The sequence below is a fragment of the Mycobacterium sp. UM_Kg27 genome (assembly GCF_000972905.1).
Classification (GTDB): domain Bacteria; phylum Actinomycetota; class Actinomycetes; order Mycobacteriales; family Mycobacteriaceae; genus Mycobacterium.
This window is the reverse complement of sequence record NZ_JRMM01000083.1, coordinates 1-19,185: the sequence shown is the minus strand read 5'-3', so window position 1 is coordinate 19,185 and position 19,185 is coordinate 1. Positions and strand designations below refer to the sequence as shown.

The window sequence follows — 19,185 nt, the reverse complement described above, 5'->3', positions numbered from 1 at the left end:
GTGTATAAGAGACAGCCACCGGACTGCTTCGGGACTTCAATCAGGCAGGCGTATTGGATGCCGCCGATGTGCATGCGGCCCAACGCATCACCGCATTGGCCGGCGAACCCGACGAGACGGTCGCCTTGGCGCTGGCGCTGACCGTGCGGGCGCTGCGGCACGGATCGGTGTGCCTGGATCTGTCATCGGTGGCCGCCGACACCGACGGCGCGGACGTGTCCTGGCCGGCGCCGGGTGCTTGGCTGGCGGCGGTGCGGGGCAGCCGGCTGGTGCAGGAGCAGGTGCTGAGGGTCTATGACATCCCTGCTGGCGGGCTGCTCTACCTCGACCGGTATTGGCGCGAGGAGCAGCAGGTCTGCACCGACCTGCTGGCGTTGTCAGCGCCCGGCACGGTGCCGGCGGAACTGCCCGCCTTTGAGCGGCTTTTTCCGCCCGGCAAGTTCGATGAGCAGCGTGCGGCCGCTGAAATCGCGCTGTCGCAGCCGGTTACGGTGCTCACCGGCGGGCCGGGCACCGGCAAGACCACCACGGTGGCACGGCTGTTGGCGCTGTTGGCCGAGCACGCCGAACGGTCGGGGACGCCCGGGCTGCGGATCGCGTTGGCCGCCCCGACCGGTAAGGCCGCGGCCCGGCTGACCGAGGCGGTCGCCGTGGAGGTGGCCGCGTTGGATCCGGTGGATCAGGCGCGACTGGCCGGATTGGGCGCCACCACGTTGCACACGCTGTTGGGGTCGCGGCCGGACAGCTCGGTGCGGTTCCGCCACGATCGGGTCAACCGGCTGCCGCACGATGTGATCGTCGTCGACGAGACGTCGATGGTGTCGCTGACGTTGATGGCCCGGCTGCTGGAGGCGATGCGCCCGGATGCCCGGCTGATTCTGGTGGGCGACGCCGACCAGCTGGCGTCGGTGGAAGCCGGTGCGGTGCTGGCCGATCTGGTGGACGGGCTGGCGGCGCGGCCGGACACCCGGGTGGCCACGCTGCGGACGTCGCACCGCTTCGGCGAGTCGATCGGGGCGCTGGCGGTGGCGATCCGTGACGGTGATGCCGATACCGCGATCGCGCTGCTGGCCGCCGGCGGCGAGCACGTGGAGTGGATCGACACCGACCACACGGCCGACGTGGCGCAGCGGTTGGCGGCGCTGGTGGTGCCCCACGCGTTGGCGGTGCGCCAGGCGGCGCTGTTCGGTGATGCCACCGCAGCGGCGGCGACGCTGGACGAGCACCGGTTGCTGTGTGCGCACCGGGAGGGCGTGCACGGGGTGCGGCACTGGAACCAGCAGATCCGCCGGTGGGTGGCCGAGCAGACCGGTGACCCGATGTGGACCGAGTGGTATGCCGGGCGCCCGTTGCTGGTGACCGCCAATGACTACGGGTTAGGGCTGCGCAACGGCGACACCGGGGCCGTGGTGGTCCGCAATGAGGGCCTGCGCGCGGTGATCTCCACGGCGTCCGGGCCGCTGGAGTTCGCCACCAGCCGGCTCGCCGAGGTCGAGACCATGTATGCGATGACGATCCACAAGAGCCAGGGCAGCCAGGCCGGCGAGGTGACCGTGCTGATGCCGCCCGTCGAGTCGCGGCTGTTGACCCGGGAGCTGTTCTACACCGCGGTGACCCGGGCCAAGACGAAGGTCCGGGTGGTGGGGTCGGAGGCTTCGGTGCGGGCGGCGCTGGGCCGCCGGGTGGTGCGGGCCTCCGGGCTGGCGCTGCGGCTGCGAGAAACGTGACCAGCGGTGTACTACAAATTCGTAGTACCATTTTTCTATGTCCGAGGTGCCGGTACGCGAGCTGAATCAGAACACCGCCGGTGTGCTCGCCCGCGTCAAACGGGGCGAACAACTTGAGATCACCGAACGCGGCACGGTGATCGCTCGCCTGGTCCCGGCCGAGGCGGATCCGTTGGCCGAGATGATCAAGGCCGGGCGACTTCACCCTGCGACCGTCAACGGGCCGGCGCCGCGTCCCTCGGGCCCGATCCGCACCGATCATGAGGCCGGCAAAGCGCTTCGCGAAATGCGGGATGACGAGCGCTACTGATGTTGTATCTGGACACGTCGGCGCTGGTGAAGCTGATCCGCCGTGAACCGGAGACCGACGCGCTCGCCGATTGGCTCGACGCGCAGCAGTCCGCGCCGTGGGTGTCGTCAACGTTGATCGAGGTCGAACTGCCTCGCGCTATTCGGCGGCTGGACCCCGCCCGCCTGCCCGATGTACCCGCACTGGTATCGCGAGTCTCCCGCTACCAGGTGGATGAGGTGGTTCGGGCCGCCGCTGCGGCCTATTCCGACCCGGCGCTGCGATCCCTAGACGCCATCCATCTAGCGACCGGTCACGCGGTGTTCGGCACCCGGTTGACGGCGTTTGTCGCCTACGACCGACGCTTGCTCGACGCCGCCGGCGCTCTCGGCCTGCCGACCGTTTCTCCGGGACGCTAGCCGCCTCGAGCTGTCAGACCCGCGGATTACCGTCGCGGCCATGGGGAATCGTAAGCAGTCGGCCAGCGGCGGATCGGCCTTCGCCGTCCTCTTTGTCCTCGCCCTGCTGTGGTGGCTGCGCTGGCTGATTCTGGCCGGCGCCGTGATCACCCTGGCCGTGTTCGTCACGCGATGGCTGGTGCGCAGCTACGCCGCGCACCGCGCCACCGAACTGAACCGGCTGCGCGAGATCCGCCAGCGCGCCGACGTTCAGAACGCCCAGGTGTTGCGCGGGGACCCGCACGGGTTCTTCGGGCAGTACCCGCTGCCGGACCCGGAGCTGATTCCGCGCTGGTACCGCGCCGGTTAGGCGCGTCGCCGGACCGGTAGGGCACGTCGCCGGGCCGGTGGGGCACGTCGCCGGGCCGCTGGGGCACGTCGCCGGGCCGCTGGGGCGCATCACGCGGCCGGACCATGTGCACCGTTGCCCGCCTCTGAGCGACACATCGCACCTACCCCGCGCCGCCCCGCACGGTTGTCGCTCAAAGGCGGGCATCTCCCCTATCCCCGCCAAGCCGTTATGGATGGGGCCGCTGGTGCGCCACACTGGGACCATGACGGAATCCGGCGACACCCGTGTCGCGGTCTACCTCGACTTCGACAACATCGTGATCTCCCGCTACGACCAGGTCAACGGCCGCAGTTCGTTTCAGAAGGACAAGTCCAAGGGCCTGTCCAAGAATCCGGAACGCCTCGCCCGGGCCACCGTCGATGTCGGGGCGATCATCGATTTCGCCTCGTCGTTCGGGACGCTGGTGCTCACCCGCGCCTACGCGGATTGGTCGGCGGAGGTCAACACCGGCTACCGCGCGCAGCTGGTGGGGCGCGCGGTCGATCTGGTGCAGTTGTTCCCGGCCGCGGCCTACGGCAAGAACGGCGCCGACATCCGCTTGGCGGTCGACGCGGTCGAGGACATGTTCCGGCTGCCGGATCTGACCCATGTGGTGATCGTGGCCGGCGACTCCGACTACATCCCGCTGGCGCAGCGCTGTAAGCGGTTGGGCCGCTATGTCGTCGGGATCGGCGTGGCCGGCTCGACCAGCCGCGCCTTGGCCGCGGCCTGCGACGACTTCGTCAGCTACGACGCGCTGCCCGGGGTGCCGGTGTTCGAGCCCGCGCCGGTCGCCGCAGAGGCCGAGGCCGAACCGAAGCGGCGCACCCGCCAGCCCAAAGAGGAGCCCGAAGAGCCCGCACCGGATCCGGTGGACACCGCGACTGGCCTGCTGACGCGCGCGCTGCGGATCGGTCTGGAGAAAGACGACGTCGAATGGCTGCACAACTCCGCAGTCAAGGCGCAGATGAAGCGCATGGATCCGTCCTTCAGCGAGAAAGCGCTGGGCTACAAGTCATTCAGCGATTTCCTGCGGTCTTACTCGGACCTGGTGGAGCTCGACGAGAGTTCGACGACGCGCATGGTGCGGCTGCGCAACTAGCGGCCGAACTAGCCTTCCGCGGCCACCAGGGACCGCAGCTGCACGTCGGGGTTGTCGCGCTGGAAACCCTGCAGGCGCCACGCGTTGGAGAACAAGACCAGGTGCACGCCGTCGGTGCGGGTCAAGACTTCCGCCAACGACTGTTTGTTCACGAAGTCGACGTCGTCGGCGTCCACGATCCGCGCGACCTGATACGGCAGCGGCTCCAGCGTGATCGGCGCGCCCATCTCGCTGGCCATGCGGTGTGCGGCCACCTCGAACTGCATCGGGCCGACCGCGGCAAGCACCGGCGCCTGCTCACCGCGGCGATCGGAGACCAGCACCTGCACCACGCCCTCTTGGTCCAACTGCTCGATGCCGCGGCGGAACTGCTTGTGCTTGCTGGGATCGACGTTGCGCGCCACCGAGAAGTGCTCGGGCGAGAAGCTCGGGATCGGCGGATACTGCACGGGCACATCGCAATACAGCGTGTCGCCGGGACGCAGGGCGGCAGCGTTGGCCAGCCCGATCACATCGCCGGGCCAGGCGGTGTCCAAGGTGGAGCGCTGCTGGCCGAACACCGACTGGGCGTACTTGGTGACAAACGGCTTGCCGCTCGCGGCGTGGGTGAGCACGTCGCCACGTTCGAAGGTGCCCGAGTACACCCGCGCGAAAGCGATGCGGTCGCGGTGGGCGGAGTCCATTCCGGCCTGCACCTTGAACACGAAGGCGCTGAACGGTGCGTCGGTGGCGCGCCGGCCGCCGTCGACGTCGAGCGCCCCGCTGGGCGCCGGCGCCAACTCGGTGAGCACGTCGAGCAGCTGATTCACGCCGAAGTTCAATGCCGCCGAGGTGAACAGCACCGGTGTCGCCGTGCAGTCCAGGAACGCCTCGCGGTCGAAGTCGGATCCGTCGGCCGACAGCAGCTCGCACTCTTCGACGGCGGTGTCCCAGTCATCGCCGGCCGCGGCATGCGCATCGGCCGCGGCGATGTGCTCCTCGGGCGCCGCGGTCGCGCCCCCGGCGGTACGGGTGAACCGGATGAAGTTGCCGGACCGGCGGTCGAGCACCCCGTCGAATTCTCCGGCGATGCCGACCGGCCAGGTCAGCGGGGTGGGGCGCAGCCCGATGCGGGTGTGGATCTCGTCCATCAATTCCAGGGCATGCCGGCCGGGACGGTCCCATTTGTTGATCACCGTGATGATCGGGATCCGACGATGCCGGCACACCTGGAACAGCTTGAGGGTCTGCGGTTCCAGTCCTTTCGCGGCGTCGATGAGCATGACCGCGGAGTCGACGGCGGTCAGCACCCGGTAGGTGTCTTCGGAGAAGTCGGCGTGGCCGGGAGTGTCGAGCAGGTTGATGACGCAGTCCTGCCCCTTGGGGGTGCGGTAGGGGAACTGCAGGGCCGTCGAGGTGATGGAGATGCCGCGGGCCTTCTCCATCTCCATCCAGTCCGACACCGTGGCACGGCGACCGGATTTGCCGTGCACCGCGCCGGCCTCGGTGATGGCCTTGGCGTGCAGCACCAGCGCTTCGGTCAAGGTGGATTTGCCGGCGTCGGGGTGGCTGATCACGGCGAAGGTGCGGCGTCGGCCTGCCTCGGTGGAGATGTCGGTCATTGCGCCAGCGATTGTATTTGCGACCTCGCGCGAATCACTAATCGGCGCTCGCCGCCAGGACAGCGGGAAGCACCAGCGTGTCGATGACCTGCCGGGCGAACTTCGCATCGAAGCTCTGGCCACTCATGACCCGGATCAGACCCACCCCGGCAAGCACATCGGCGATCAGCGACCAGTCCCGGCCGGGCGCCACCTCGCCGCGGTCGGCGGCCCGCTGAAGGATGGTGGTCACCACCCGTCTGCCCTTGAGCAGCAGCATGTCGTCGAGCGCCGAGGCCAGGTGTGGGTCGTGGGCGGCCTCGGCCGCGACCCGCAGCACCACGTCGTTGGGGATCAGCGCGTCGTCGGTGCGCGCCATCCGTCCCACCAACGCGTCGAAATCGCCGGCCAGGCTGCCGGTGTCGGCGACGTCGTCGTCCATCAGGTCGGGTCGCCAGTACACCAGCGCATCGGCGATCAGCGCCGCCTTCGACGACCAGCGGCGGTAGATGGCGGCCTTGCCGACGCCGGCTCGTGCTGCGATGTCGTTCATGTTGGTGTCGTCGTAGCCGTTCTCGGCCAAGGCGGCCAACGCGGCATCGAGGATCGCGGGATCACGCGACCGATCGAGCCGCCCATCGGTGCGCCTGCGCAATTTCGATTCCGTGTCTGCCGTCACCGTCACTCACCCGCTCGCGGTCGGAATGGGCGCGGTGTCGTCTCGGGCCGGCTGCGGTCCGGGTCCGCTGCGGTCCGGCCGCGTGATCTCAAAAGTGTTGAGCGGCCACCAGAACCAGCGGCCCAGCGCCGCGGCGATCGATGGTGTCATAAATGCCCGGACGATCAACGTGTCGATGATCAGGCCGATACCGATAGTCGTACCGAGCTGACCGACCACGCGCAGGTCACTGACGATCATCGCCATCATGGTGAAGGCGAACACCAGGCCCGCCGCGGTGACGACGCGTCCGGTGGCCCCCACCCCGCGGATGATGCCGGTATTGAGCCCGGCCGATATCTCTTCCCGCAGGCGCGAGACCACCAGCAGGTTGTAGTCCGAACCCACCGCCAGCAGGATCACCATCGACAACGGGATCACGATCCACTGCACGCCCAGGCCCAGGATGTCCTGCCAGAGCAGCACCGACAATCCGCACGCGATGCCCAAGGATGCGGCCACGGTGCCGACGATCACCAGGGCGGCCACCACGCTGCGGGTGATGATCAGCATGATCGCGAAGATCAGGATCAGCGACGCGATCAGCACAATCATCAGGTCGATGACGACACCGTCCTGCATGTCGGCGTACAGCGATGCGGTACCGGCGAGCGAGACCTTCGCGCTGGCCAGCGGGGTGCCCTTGAGGGCATCGGCGACAACGTCTTTGAGGTCCCGGACATGAGCGATGCCCTGCACCGAGGCCGGGTCGCCCTGGTGGGTGATGATCATCCGGACCGACTTGTGATCCGGCGACATGAACATCTTGATGCCACGCTTGAAGTCAGGATTGTCGAACACATCCGGCGGGAGATAGAAGAAATCATCGTTCTTGGCCTGGTCGAAGTACAGGCCTATCTCGGTGGCGTCCTTGGCCAATTCCTGTTGCTGGGCCTGGGTGCCGGCCATGGTGCTGTGTGTCGCGATCATCATGTCGCGCATCCGTGTCATCGAGTCGATGTTCTCTCGCAGCACCGGCAGCATCCGCGGCATCAACTCATCGAGGCGGTCGATGTCGATGGTGAGACCCTGTATCTGTTCAGCTAGTTGGTCGATGCCGTCCATGGTGTCGAAAATGGACCGCAGCGAGTAACAGATCGGGATGTCGAAGCAGTGCGGCTCCCAGTAGAAGTAGTTGCGGAACACCCGAAAGAAATCATCGAAATCGGCGATGTGGTCCCGCAATTCATCGGTGGTGTCCGCCATCTCGTGCGTCCTGCCCGCCATGCTGTGCGTGGTTTCGGTCATCTCCTTGGTGATGGTGTACATGCGTTCCAAGCTGGCGGCGGTCTTGGCCATCTCGTCGGCCTGTTCGAGCAGCTGAGCCGAGTTGTCGTTGTTGAATTTCGCGGCCTGCAGGGTGCCGGCGTTCTGCGCGCCGAGCAGGAAGGGGATCGAGCTGTGTTCGATCGGTGCGCCCAGCGGGCGGGTGATGGTCTGCACCCGGTCGATACCCCGCATCCGAAAGACGCTCTTGGCGACCTTCTCGATCACCAGCATGTCTGCTGGGGTGCGCAGGTCATGATCGGTTTCGAGCATCAGCAGTTCGGGGTTCATCCGGGCTTGGGAGAAGTGCCGGTCCGCGACCGCCATGGCCAGGTTGGCCGGCATGTCGGCGGGAGTGAACTTCTGGTCGTTGTACTGCGGCACATACGTCAGCAAGCTGATGAAACCCACGACGGCCAGCGCGCCGCTCATCAAGATGACCGGGACGGGCCAGCGGACGGTGATGGTTCCGACCTTGCGCCAGTTCCGCGTCGAGAGTTTCTGTTTGGGGTCGAGCAGCCCGAATTTCGAAGCCACGGTGAGGATCGCCGGGGCCAGTGTCAGGGATGCGGCGATGACCACCAGGATCGCGATCGCGCAGGGCGGACCCATGGTCTGGAAGTAGGGCAGCGTGGTCATGCTCAGGCACATCAAGGCGCCGACGATGGTCAACCCCGAACCCAGGATGACGTGCGAGACGCCGCTGTAGGAGACATAGAAGGCCTCTTCGGGATCGAGGCCGTTGGCTCTCTCTTCGTGATATCGGCCGAGGAGAAAGATCAGGTAGTCGGTGATCGCCGCGATGGACAGCATCGTCACCATGCTCACCGCATACGGGGTCAGGCCGATGATGTTCAGGTTGCCGACGGCGGCCGTAACGCTCATTGCGGCAAACAGTCCCAGGCCGATGGCGACCATGGAGATCAGCATGGTCACCACCGAGCGGTAGATGGCGAGCAGCATCACGATGATGATGGCGACCGACACAAACTCCAGCCGATGCATGCTTTGATGCCCGGCGACACTGGTGTCGGCATTGAGGACCGTGTTACCCGCGACATGGGCCTTGATACCCGGCGGCGGGGGCACCGACGCGACGATGTCGCGCACCGCCGCCACCGACTCGTGGCTTTCGGTGGTGCCCTGTGAGCCATTGAGGAAGATCTGCACATAGGCGGACTTGCCGTCCACGCTCTGTGAACCCGCCGCGGTCAGCGGATCACTCCAGAAGTCCTGAACGTTCTGCACGTGCTCGTGATCGGCCTCGAGTTTGGCGACGATCTGGTCGTAGAAGGCGTGCGCGGCCTCCCCGACCGGCTCGTCGCTCTCGAGCACGACCATCGCCGTGGAGTCCGAGTCGTACTGCTGAAACACCTTGCCGATATTGAGCATCGCCGCATACGAGGGGGCGCCGGTGGGGCTGATCGGAACCGACCGGGTGGCCGCGACCTCGCCCAGTGACGGGATTACCGCCCCCAGGACGATCACGAGCAGCACCCAGAACAAGATGATCGGCAGCGAGAAGACCCGGACCATCCGCGCCAAGAAGGAGCGGTGGGTCTGCGGCCGGCTCATACGGATTTCACCAAGCAGTAGATGAACGGTTTGATGGTGTCGTCGCTGGCCCGCTCATCGCGCACTTCGTCGTCGACGGTCACCCGGCATCGAAGGTCGCGGGTGTTGCGGTCGCCCTGAGCCATGATGTTGGCCGACATCGACGGCAGTGTCGTCACGATCGTGAACGACCAGGGCAACGATACGTTTTCGATGAGATTGGGTTGCCCGTTCTCATCGAGGTAGTTGAGGTTCGCGGTCCCGCCGGTCCCGGTGATCTCGTAGGTGATGTGCTTCGGGTTGAAGTTCTCGGTGATTGCCGACCCCTCCGCCAGATTCGGGCCCTGGTGGCCCACGGATTGGCGAATCCGGGAAATGGCGTACCCGCCCAGTGCCACGACGACCACCAGCAGTAGCGGAATCCAGAACCGCTTCATCAGTCGGAACACCGGGTGCAGGCCTCTCGGTCGTTCGGGTCGATCAGATCCAGACGGGGGCAACCCGGCTCGCGCGACGCCCACTACAGGCGAAGAAACCATGCTGCCAACCGATACGGAACCCGAGTTCCGCGCGTAGAGCGATGCTGAGATTACCTGATGATCTGACCGCGTGGAACGGCCTTGGCCCCAATCGCGGGTCCGTCGTGTTTCTGCCGGTCGTTACGGGCCCGTACCCTTACCAGGCGTGACCGTCATCGACCCGGAAAGGCTCGCCACCTGCCTACAGGTGCTCGCCGAGATCGACTCGCTGCCACCGGAGCACCCGGACGCCGTGGCCGTGCGCCGGGCCACCGCCCGCATGTTCAAGGCGGTCAAGAAGGCCCGCCGGACCGCCCGACGCGATGCGGTGGCCGCCGCCGACCAGGCCGTCATCGCCGCCACCGCCACCGGGGCACCGGGCCGCATCGACGACGAGACGCAGGGCATTCCGCTGGTCTCAGCCGCGGTCGGGGCGTCGGCGGGCACGCTGCTGCGCTCGCGGGCCTGCTACATCTGCAAGACCCACTACACCCAGGTGGACGCGTTCTATCACCAGCTCTGCCCGGGGTGTGCCGCCATGAGCCGGGCCAAGCGGGATGCGCGCACCGACCTGTCCGGACGACGGGCCCTGCTGACCGGCGGGCGGGCCAAGATCGGCATGTATATCGCGCTGCGGCTGCTGCGCGACGGCGCGCACACCACCATCACCACCCGGTTCCCCAACGATGCCGTGCGCCGGTTCGCGGCGATGCCCGATAGCGCCGACTGGCTGCATCGACTGCAGGTGGTGGGGATCGACCTGCGTGATCCGGCTCAGGTCGTCGCGCTGGCGGACACGGTGGCCGGCCAGGGCCCATTGGACATCCTGATCAACAACGCGGCGCAGACGGTGCGGCGCGCACCCGGCTCGTATGCCGCCCTGGTCGAAGCCGAGCGCACCCCCGCGGGCGAGCTGGTGGATGTGATCACCTTCGACCATGTCAGCGACGCCCACCCGGCGGCCCTGGCCGGCAGCCTCGCCGAGCACCAGACACCGCACGCGCTGACTGAACTGGCCCTGACCGCCCGCAGCGCGTCCCCCGAGCGGATCGCCGCCGGTACCGCAATCGACGCGGGCGGGCTGTTGCCCGACACCGCCGCGGTCAACAGCTGGACCCAGCGGGTGCACGAGGTCGACGCCCTGGAGCTGCTCGAGGTGCAGCTGTGCAACCAGACCGCGCCGTTCATCCTGGTGAGCCGGCTTCGGCCCGCCATGGCGGCGGCTCCCGCCCGCCGTAAGTACGTGGTGAATGTGTCGGCGATGGAGGGACAGTTCAGCCGTCGCTACAAGGGCCCGGGCCACCCGCACACCAACATGGCCAAGGCCGCGCTGAACATGCTGACCCGCACCAGTGCCGCCGAAATGTTGGAGAACGACGGCATCCTGATGACTGCGGTGGACACCGGCTGGATCACTGATGAGCGCCCGCATCCCACCAAGCTGCGCCTGGCCGAGGAGGGCTTTCACGCCCCGTTGGATCTGGTCGACGGCGCCGCCCGGGTCTACGACCCGATCGTGCGCGGGGAAGCCGGCGAAGATCTGTACGGGTGCTTCCTCAAGGACTACGCGCCCAGCAACTGGTAGCCGGTCAATACAGTGGGCCGCCACCGAACAGTTCGCGGTGCGAATCCGGCTGGTTTCCCTCGATGTCGGTGACGTCGTAGTCCTGCGCGGTCTCGGCGGTGATCAGGGTGTGCCCGCTGCGGGCAGCAAGGTCGGGGTCATCGGCCAGGGCCGCGACGACGCGGCCGATGAACTCCGGAGTTTCGGCGTTGGCCAGCGGGAAGCCTTGGAAGTTGTCCAGGCCACGGGCCATGAAGCCTTGCATGACTTCGTTTTTCACCAGGCCGGGCCACAGCGATACCGCGCTCACCCCGGTCCCGGTCAGCTCGACGGCCATGTCGGCGGCCATCTTGTCCAGCCCGGCCTTGGACATGCCGTAGAGCACCGAGTGCAGATGCCCGCGGGCCCCGAACGAGGAGATGTTGGCGATCAGACCGGCGCCGCGCGGGACCATCAGCTGCGCGGCGTGCACCGAGGCGACGTAGTGGGCGCGCAGGCCCACCCCGATCAGGGTGTCCCAATCGGTCAGTGGGCGCTGCCAGAACTTCTCGGTGAACCCGGCGAACCCCTTGGGTGCAGCCCAGACGTTGTTGACCAGCAGATCCAGCCGGCCGTCGCACTCGTCGGCGATGCGGGCGAACAGCGCGGCGATCTGCTCGTCGTCGCGGTGGTCGCATTGCACGGGTATGCCGCGTCCGCCGCGCTCGGTGACTTCGGCCGCGGTCTGATCCAGTGACCCGTCGGCGCCGACTTCGCCGCGCGCGGTGACGTAGACGGTCCAGCCGTGCGAGCCGAGGGCCAGTGCGATGCCCTTGCCGACGCTGCGACTGGCACCGGTGACCAAGGCGATTCGGGTGTTCATGTCAGGCCTCCACGATCGCGTCGCCGAGTGGTCGGGTGATCACCCAGAGCTGGCGGAAATGGCTGCGGGCCATTTTCCAGGCTCCGTCCTCGATCACGTAGTCGTCGTCGTACTCGCCGGTGAGCAGGCGTTCGGTGCGCTCAATCATGTTGAGCTGGCGGAATTTCAGCGTCCATCGTCCGGTGGCCGTGCCGGGGCCGGTGATGGTGATATCGGGGTGCATACCGTGGTGCATGTCCAGGATCACCGGTTTGCCGTCCACCTTGTGCAGCGCGATCTTGGTGAAGACCGCGGCGATCTGATCGGCGTCATCGAACCCGCCCAGGGGTCCGTAATGAATGTCGGCTCCACGATTGATGAAGCAGGCCCGGAAGGTCTCGGGGTCTTTGGCGTCACAGGCCCGGAAGTAGCGGTGCTTGAGGGCTTTGATCGCCTCGATCTGTTCGAGCGCGGTCAGCCGCTCCTCAGGGGTCATCGCTCGACGATAGTTGTCGGTGCCTCGTGCTGCGGTGGGGCACGGGAAATATGCCGGCGACCTATGGCTGCCGGGAGGTCATGCGCGGGAAAACGCGCCCCTCTCGCGAATCAGCAGATTCGGCCGGCGAAGAACGCCGCCGATACCAGAGCGACGCACAACGCCACCGTCGTCTGCCCCATCATGCTGGCGCCGACGGTCGCGGTGGCAGCGGTGATGCCGAGACCGCTCAGAAAAGTGGTCATTGCCCCATCTCCTGTGGTGTGCGTCACATCGACGATTCCAACGTGGTCTACACCACATCATATCTCTAAGGGAAATGCCAGTCCTATCCCATTCACCGGAAAGACGGCGGGGTCAGCTGAGCTCGCCGATATGCGCGATCAGGACGTCGCAGGCTACCGGGCCGTCGGCGACTCTTAGAAAATCTGTGCTGGTCAAATGGTTTACGCGTCGAAGGCGGTACTAATTCCGGTGTGCCCGAAATCGTCGCCCTTCCACAACAGCGGTTCGCGAACGTCGGCGGCCAGTGCGTAGGAGAGGCAGTCCCCGAAGTTCAACCCTGCAGGATGACCGCTGTCCTTGCCGAAATCCGCGTAGGCCTGACGAGCCAGCCGGGCCTGCCGCTCGGTGACCGGCTCGATGACAAAGCCGGCTTCGTCGAGAAATTCATCCAGCGCCCTGCTGATGATCGGGTCACGCTGGGAGTCCAGGACGATCCCACATTCGAGGTAGGCGGCCGCCGAGAGTCGACGAGCCTTGGCCCCGGCGACGGCCCGGGCGTAGCGGGCCGCGTCGTCTTCATCCCTGAGGATCGCGATGATCGCGGAGGTGTCGGCGATCATGCCGGCAGTCCGCGCTCGTCGTAGAGCAGCGTGCCGTGGTCCAGACGCTTGGTCTCCGGGCTCATCCGGGCCGCGGCCCGGTGGCCGATGGCGAGCAACCGACCAGCGAGATCATCCATCTGCAGCTCCTGTCTACGGTTGAGTTCTTGCAGCCGGTACCGACCGCGGCGGGGGCTGTGGATGAACCGACCGCCCAAGCCGCCGCCCCGGCGTACGCTGCCAGCATGCCGCCGGAAGACCTTGAGCCACGAGTCAGGGCGCTGGAGGGCCAGGTGCAGGACTTGCGCCGCCGGGTCGCTGCCAGCGAACGGGACGCCGCCGCGGCCCGGGTGCTTGCCGGCGGGGCTGACCGCGATGTCGGCGAACTCGGAGAAGAACTCCGCGATTTCCGCAATGCCACTACCGCCAGCTTCAATGCAATGCGCCGGGACATGGTCGACGGCTTTGCAGAGATGCGCGGCAAGTTCGACGTGACCGCGGCCGGCCAGCAGCACATCGTGGAGCTGATTCAAACCGTCATCGACACACAGGGCGGCGCCGCCCCGGCCTGAAGCCCGCCGACTCTAGAGTGTCGACTGTGGAAGATGCCCCCGAGATGATCGCGGCCCTCGTGACGATCCTGACCGAGCACGGCCCGCTCGTCGATGGGGACATCGCAGAGCACCTACGCGTGGCTGGGGTCACCGATCCAGCCTCCGTTATCGATGACCTGCTCGACGAATGCGGTTGCCCGGTTGCTGAATTGCCCGATGGACGCTGGGTGTGGCTGCCGACGCTGCTGGCCGGTCGGGTCTTCACCCATCGGCTGACCGCCGTGGAGATCACCCACGATCTGCTGCACGTCACCCCGGATCTGGATCCGGTGACCGAGTTATGCCAGCACAGCCAGTACCAGCAGCTCAGCGACGGCGCACCGGTGCAGAGCGTGCTGCCGGATTTCGACTGGGTACTGCTGGAGCAGCGTGGCATCCCGGAAGACGTGATCGACGATTCCGGCGCGCTGCTGCTGCCGCCAGGCACGCTGACGGGGTTGGGGGTCACCGCCGGCGACCTGGTCGGGCTGCGGTTGAGCGATGACGGGCTTGCGCTGGAACCCGTCTCGGCGACGACGGACACGACCGCGGGTTCCCGACTGGCCGCTGTCCTGGACGCCGACGAACCGACCTACCTCAACTCCGCGGTGTGGGCGGTGTGCGCTGCGGATCCGACGTTGTTCACCATGCCGGTGGCCCCGCTGGGCGAGATCGCCGACCGGCAGGGCCTGTCACGCGATGGGGAGCAGCTCGCACCAGAGGGATTCGATTTTGCCCGTTGGCATTTCGAAGGCAGGTGTATGCGGCTGGCCGCACGCTACGGTTTGGAAGACGACGACGCGTTCGCGTTGACCACGCTGATCGAGGTGCACGGCCTAATGGCGCGAGCGCTGGACGTCGCAGATGACAACACCGCGCCCGACGACAGCGCAGTTACCGATGGCGAATCGGTCGACCAGCCAGGCGGCACGTACGCGGAGATCCTCGGCGAACTCGGTGCCGTCCTGGCCCATCCCCTGCTGGCCGAGATCCTGATGGAGGAGACCACCCGAAGCGGCAGGCAGGGGGCCGCCGCGCTGGGCTTGTTCGCCGAGACCCTGGAGCCGAAGGTGCCGAGGGCGGCACGGGTGGCGACCCGCTGGCTGCGCGCGGTGGCATGCGAACGGCTCGGCGACATCGCCGGGTCCGAACACGAGCTGCTGGCCGCCGAGGCGATGGACCCGGACTGGCCGCTACCGCTGTTCGACCTGGCCCGGATCGCCTCCGACCGCGGGGACGCCGAAACCGGCCTGGACCTGCTGCGTCGGGCCGGTGCGGACTCCGATCACCCGCTGGTGCACCTGCTCGAACAGCACCGGGCCCAGCCACGCAACGACGTCGGGCGCAACGAGCCGTGCTGGTGCGGGTCCGGCCGCAAGTACAAGAAGTGCCACCTGGGCAACGAGCAGCTCGCGCTGACCGAGCGGGTGGGCTGGCTCTACGCCAAGGCTCAACAGCACGTGGTGCTGGGCGAGTGGCGCGGCCTGCTGGCGGCGGTGGGCTACGAACGGTCCCGTTACGACGAACAGGAGCGTGACGATCTGTTGGCCGCCGCGCTAGCCGATCCGCTGGCGGTCGATGCAGTGCTGTTCGAGGGCACGGCGTTCGAGGACTTCCTGGAGTTACGCGGGGAGCTGTTGCCCGACGACGAGCGGCTGCTGGCCCAGCAGTGGTTGTTGGTGCGGCGGTCGGTGTTCGACGTCGAGCAGGTGCAGCCCGGCCACAGCATCACGGTGCGTGATGTGCGCACCGGCGACGTGCATGAGGTCATCGAACGCACCGCCAGCCGGATGCTGCAGCCCGGACAGCTGATCTGCGCGCGGGTGGTACCGACCGACGACGACGTGGTGGAGTTCTTCGGCGGGATCGAACCGGTCGCCCTGCACCAACGGGGGCCGCTGATCGAGTTGCTGGACTCCGAGCCCGACCCGGTGGAGCTGGTGGCGTTCCTGACTCGCCGGTTCGCCCCGCCCACGCTGGTCAACACCGAGGGCGACCCAATGGTGCTCTGCGAAGCTCGGGTGCGCGTCAGTACCCCTATTGCGGTGGCCGCCGAGCTCGACGAGTGCTACGAGCGCACCGAAGACGACCCGCCACGCTGGATCGAATTCGTCACCACCGATGGCCAACAGCGGGTTCGGGCCGTCCTGGGGCTCGACGGCGACACGGCGATTGTGGAGACCAACAGCGAAGCCCGGATGGACCGCGTGCTGGGGGTGCTGCACGGGATCGATCCGGCACTGGAAGTTCTCGAGGAGACCCGCACCCCGATGAGTGAGCTACGGCAGGCCGCGGCAATGGGCGCCACGGCGGCCCTGCCCGAGCCGGACGACCCGGAGCTACTCGCATTGATGGAGAAGCTGATCCGCGAGCACGAAGAACGGTGGCTCGACGAGTCGATCCCGGCCCTGGACGGGGCCACGCCGCGTCAGGCCGTCGACGACCCGACCCGCCGCGGGGATCTGATCAAGCTGTTGAACACGTTCCCGTCCGGGGCCGCCGCGGGGCGCGGCATGGACGCCGATCGACTGCGGGCGGCGCTGGGATTGGCGTGACTTGCCAACCCATGGCTGCGGCGTACGCTGCCACCCATGCAGCCCGACAACCTCGGTGTGGCTGCTGTTCGCGAGCTGGCCAGGGCGGTCGACCGCGACGTCAGTGAGATTCGGGGTTTCCGTCGGGCGACCGTCGCAAGCGTCAATACGTTGCGGACGGACATGGTCGACATGCGGCGCGACATCACCGACATGCGCCAGGAGATGCGATCCAAGTTCGCCCTCACCGCGGCCGGTCAAGAGCGCATTGCCGGGCTGATTCAGCAGGTGATCGACGGACAGGGCGGCACCGCCCAACCAGCGCCAGTCGAGGAACCAGTCGTCGGACATATGTGATCGTTGACCGCCTCTGAGCGACAACGGACGTCATGTCGCGGCGGTTCTCCCCACCGGCCGATCAGGTGAAGTGCGGCTCAACGGCCGCGTCCCTAGCCTCACCGCCATGACCGAACCGTTGGATCCCCTTGGGGCACTGTCGAAGATTCTCACTAAGCACGGCCCGCTGGGTGAAGACGACATCGCCGATTATCTGCGGGACGCCGGCGTGGTCGACCCCGCCCGCGTCCTGCGGCGACTGCACCTCGAAATCGACATTCCGGTAGGTCAATTGACCGACGGGCGCTGGGCATGGCTGCCCGGCGTGCTGGGCGGCCGGGTGTTCACGCGCCGGGTCACCGAGCCGGAGGTGAGCTTCGACCTACTCCACATCACCCCGGATCTGGCCCCGATCGCCGCACTCTGCGACAGTGCCCCGTATCAACGACTGGTCGACGGGTCCGCGGTCCACTACGTGATGCCCGGCGATGATCATCTGCTGGGCCAGTTGGAGATTCCGACGTGGGCGGTCGACAGAGGCGGTGTGGCGCAGCTCAGCGGTGACGGGGGAACTTCCGTTCGGCGACGTAGTGTCGCATAACGTCCTCGCTCGGAGCACTGAGCAACCAGTTCTTGGAAGGGGGTCTACTGCATGAATAGGTGACAGTCACCTATTCATGCAGCAGACCCGACATCCAGAATGAGGAATTGCTCGCCGAAGCACACACCGAAGTCCTCAAATCCACCGGCAGTAACCCGCCGCGTTGCGAGATTTAGCGGAGTTCGGCGCCCCGAGCGACGGGGCCATGGCACCGCACGCCGTCCGTCTACGTATGCGCCGGTCAGGAGGCTGAGCCACCTAGAGCCCTTCGGCCTACAACTCGGCGACACTCCCGCCCTCGACCCGCCAGGTGCGGTCCAACCGGACGTTCTGCAACATCCGGCGGTCGTGGGTCACCAACAACAGCGCACCGTCGTAGGTGTCCAGCGCCTGTTCAAGCTGTTCGATGGCGGGCAGATCGAGATGGTTGGTCGGTTCGTCGAGGACCAGCACGTTCGTGCCGCGGGCCTGCAGCAGCGCCAAGCCGGCGCGGGTGCGCTCCCCGGGCGAAAGGTCGTCGACCGCGCGCTCCACATGGTCGGCCGTTAGCCCGAACTTCGCCAGTAGGGTCCGCACGTCGGCGGTCGACCAGTCCGGCACCCGCTGCTCGAAGCGATCGACCAGACGGGCGGGGCCGGTGAAATCGGCGCGGGCCTGGTCGATTTCACCGATGGCGACGTTGGCGCCCAGGCTTGCGCGGCCCGCGTCGGGCTGCTGGCGGCCGAGTAGCAGTCGCAGCAGCGTCGACTTTCCCGCCCCGTTGGGGCCCACGATGCCGATCCGCTCGCCGGCATCCACCTGCAGCGACACCGGTCCGAGGACGTAATCGCCTTGCCGCACCACGGCATTGTCGAGTGTCGCGACCACCGAACTCGACCGTGGCGCAGCCCCGATGGTGAACTGCAGCGTCCATTCCTTGCGGGGTTCGACGACTTCCTCGAGGCGGGCGATCCGGCTCTCCATCTGACGCACCTTCTGCGCCTGCTTCTCGCTGGACTCGGTGGCGGCGCGGCGCCGGATCTTGTCGTTGTCGGGGGCCTTACGTATGGCGTTGCGGACGCCCTGACTGGACCATTCCCGCTGAACGCGGGCCCGCGCGACCAGGTCGGCCTTCTTCTCGGCGAACTCGTCGTACTGCTCACGCCGGTGCCGGCGGTTGATCTCCCGTTCCTCGAGATAGCTGTCGTACCCGCCGCCGAAGACGGTCGTGGTGTTCTGCGCCAGATCCAATTCCAGGACACGAGTGACGCTGCGGGCCAGGAACTCCCGATCGTGGCTGACTAGCACCACCCCGCCACGAAGATCACGGACGAACTGCTCCAGCCGGGCCAGCCCGTCCAGGTCGAGATCGTTGGTCGGCTCATCGAGCAGGACGATGTCGAACCGCGACAACATCAGCGCAGCCAGACCCACCCGGGCGGCCTGCCCACCCGACAACCCGGTCATCAGCGTCGACTCGGGCTGCACCGCCTCGCAGTCCAGTCCCAGGTCGGCGAGCACCGCCGGCACCCGGTCGTCGAGGTCCGCCGCGCCGGTGACCAGCCAATGATCCAGCGCAACGGAGTAGACCTCGGCCGGATCGGTGTGTGCGGGAGCCAGATCCGGATCTGCCAGGGCCGCGGCCGCGGCGTCCATGGCCTGCGCCGCCTGTGCGCAGCCGGTCCGGCGAGCGATGTAGGCGCCGACAGTCTCGCCTTCCACCCGCTCGTGCTCCTGCGGCAGCCAACCGACGAACGCATCGGCCGGGGCGAGGCTGACCGAGCCTGAGGGGGACCCGTTTGGTGGTCCAGTCGCTATGCGGCTTGGGGTTGGTGGGTCGAGGTCCACTGTAAGGCGAACTCGGCAGGGCTGAG

The 19,185-nt window shown here is 67.2% G+C and carries 18 protein-coding genes and 2 pseudogenes; 10 read left to right on the top strand and 10 right to left on the bottom strand.

The features are described from left to right. Nucleotides 1-23: 23 nt before the first annotated feature. The 5 genes from recD (at nt 24) to LI94_RS13805 (ending at nt 3,907) form a co-directional block, all read left to right on the top strand. Nucleotides 24-1,727, top strand: coding sequence for an exodeoxyribonuclease V subunit alpha (gene recD, locus LI94_RS13825; protein WP_046301531.1), 1,704 nt, complete (start codon nt 24-26; stop codon nt 1,725-1,727). A gap of 37 nt (nt 1,728-1,764) precedes the next feature. Beyond that, nucleotides 1,765-2,037 (top strand): type II toxin-antitoxin system prevent-host-death family antitoxin, encoded by a 273-nt coding sequence (locus LI94_RS13820; protein ID WP_046301530.1) that lies wholly within the window; start codon nt 1,765-1,767, stop codon nt 2,035-2,037. Beyond that, a complete protein-coding gene (locus LI94_RS13815; RefSeq protein WP_046301529.1) occupies nt 2,037-2,435 on the top strand; it encodes a type II toxin-antitoxin system VapC family toxin in 399 nt (132 codons plus the stop codon). The genes LI94_RS13820 and LI94_RS13815 overlap by 1 nt, the downstream gene beginning before the upstream one ends. 40 nt (nt 2,436-2,475) lie before the next feature. Beyond that, nucleotides 2,476-2,784: a hypothetical protein gene (locus tag LI94_RS13810; protein WP_046301528.1), complete on the top strand. Its 309-nt coding sequence runs from the start codon at nt 2,476-2,478 to the stop codon at nt 2,782-2,784. A gap of 244 nt (nt 2,785-3,028) precedes the next feature. Continuing rightward, on the top strand, nt 3,029-3,907 hold the full coding sequence (locus tag LI94_RS13805) for an NYN domain-containing protein (protein ID WP_152664826.1): 879 nt from the start codon (nt 3,029-3,031) through the stop codon (nt 3,905-3,907). Nucleotides 3,908-3,915: 8 nt separating this feature from the next. On the opposite strand, the gene LI94_RS13800 is transcribed toward LI94_RS13805, so the two are convergent. Genes LI94_RS13800 through LI94_RS13785 form a run of 4 tightly spaced genes read right to left on the bottom strand, consistent with a single transcriptional unit; the run spans nt 3,916 to nt 9,474 of the window. After that, nucleotides 3,916-5,508 (bottom strand): peptide chain release factor 3, encoded by a 1,593-nt coding sequence (locus LI94_RS13800; RefSeq protein WP_046301527.1) that lies wholly within the window; start codon nt 5,506-5,508, stop codon nt 3,916-3,918. A 37-nt stretch (nt 5,509-5,545) separates the two neighbouring features. Next, nucleotides 5,546-6,166 carry a TetR/AcrR family transcriptional regulator gene (locus tag LI94_RS13795; RefSeq protein ID WP_024440950.1) on the bottom strand — a complete coding sequence of 207 codons (621 nt, stop codon included), beginning with the start codon at nt 6,164-6,166 and terminating at the stop codon, nt 5,546-5,548. Between the two features lie 6 nt (nt 6,167-6,172). Continuing rightward, entirely contained in the window at nt 6,173-9,046 is a 2,874-nt protein-coding gene (locus LI94_RS13790; RefSeq protein ID WP_046301526.1) for an RND family transporter, read from the bottom strand. Continuing rightward, entirely contained in the window at nt 9,043-9,474 is a 432-nt protein-coding gene (locus LI94_RS13785) for an MmpS family transport accessory protein (protein WP_046301525.1), read from the bottom strand. The genes LI94_RS13790 and LI94_RS13785 overlap by 4 nt, the downstream gene beginning before the upstream one ends. A 235-nt stretch (nt 9,475-9,709) precedes the next feature. Between LI94_RS13785 and LI94_RS13780 the strand changes: the two genes are divergently transcribed. Next, nucleotides 9,710-11,128, top strand: a complete 1,419-nt coding sequence (locus tag LI94_RS13780) for an SDR family NAD(P)-dependent oxidoreductase (RefSeq protein ID WP_046301524.1) — start codon at nt 9,710-9,712, stop codon at nt 11,126-11,128. A gap of 4 nt (nt 11,129-11,132) precedes the next feature. Here the strand turns inward: LI94_RS13780 and LI94_RS13775 are convergent, their stop codons facing one another. The 5 genes and pseudogenes from LI94_RS13775 to LI94_RS23205 form a co-directional block, all read right to left on the bottom strand. Next, a complete protein-coding gene (locus LI94_RS13775; protein WP_046301523.1) occupies nt 11,133-11,969 on the bottom strand; it encodes an SDR family NAD(P)-dependent oxidoreductase in 837 nt (278 codons plus the stop codon). A 1-nt stretch (nt 11,970) separates the two neighbouring features. Then, entirely contained in the window at nt 11,971-12,444 is a 474-nt protein-coding gene (locus LI94_RS13770) for a nuclear transport factor 2 family protein (RefSeq protein WP_046301522.1), read from the bottom strand. A gap of 110 nt (nt 12,445-12,554) precedes the next feature. Next, complete coding sequence (locus LI94_RS24965; RefSeq protein ID WP_255341876.1) at nt 12,555-12,689, bottom strand: hypothetical protein; 135 nt, start codon at nt 12,687-12,689, stop codon at nt 12,555-12,557. Nucleotides 12,690-12,890: 201 nt separating this feature from the next. Next, nucleotides 12,891-13,289, bottom strand: coding sequence for a type II toxin-antitoxin system VapC family toxin (locus LI94_RS13765; RefSeq protein WP_046301521.1), 399 nt, complete (start codon nt 13,287-13,289; stop codon nt 12,891-12,893). Then, nucleotides 13,286-13,414: pseudogene (locus LI94_RS23205) on the bottom strand (antitoxin); the annotation flags it as partial. The gene LI94_RS13765 and the pseudogene LI94_RS23205, both read right to left, overlap by 4 nt. Nucleotides 13,415-13,513: 99 nt before the next feature. Here LI94_RS23205 and LI94_RS13755 point away from each other — a divergent pair. The 4 genes from LI94_RS13755 (at nt 13,514) to LI94_RS13740 (ending at nt 17,332) form a co-directional block, all read left to right on the top strand. Then, entirely contained in the window at nt 13,514-13,840 is a 327-nt protein-coding gene (locus tag LI94_RS13755) for a hypothetical protein (RefSeq protein ID WP_046301519.1), read from the top strand. 44 nt (nt 13,841-13,884) lie between these two features. Continuing rightward, on the top strand, nt 13,885-16,416 hold the full coding sequence (locus LI94_RS13750) for an SEC-C domain-containing protein (RefSeq protein WP_152664827.1): 2,532 nt from the start codon (nt 13,885-13,887) through the stop codon (nt 16,414-16,416). A 36-nt stretch (nt 16,417-16,452) separates the two neighbouring features. After that, nucleotides 16,453-16,752, top strand: coding sequence for a hypothetical protein (locus LI94_RS13745; protein ID WP_052739942.1), 300 nt, complete (start codon nt 16,453-16,455; stop codon nt 16,750-16,752). A gap of 106 nt (nt 16,753-16,858) precedes the next feature. After that, nucleotides 16,859-17,332 (top strand): hypothetical protein, encoded by a 474-nt coding sequence (locus tag LI94_RS13740; protein ID WP_052739941.1) that lies wholly within the window; start codon nt 16,859-16,861, stop codon nt 17,330-17,332. Between the two features lie 273 nt (nt 17,333-17,605). Here the strand turns inward: LI94_RS13740 and LI94_RS13735 are convergent. Then, nucleotides 17,606-19,099, bottom strand: a pseudogene (locus LI94_RS13735) (ABC-F family ATP-binding cassette domain-containing protein); the annotation flags it as partial. Nucleotides 19,100-19,185 lie beyond the last annotated feature (86 nt).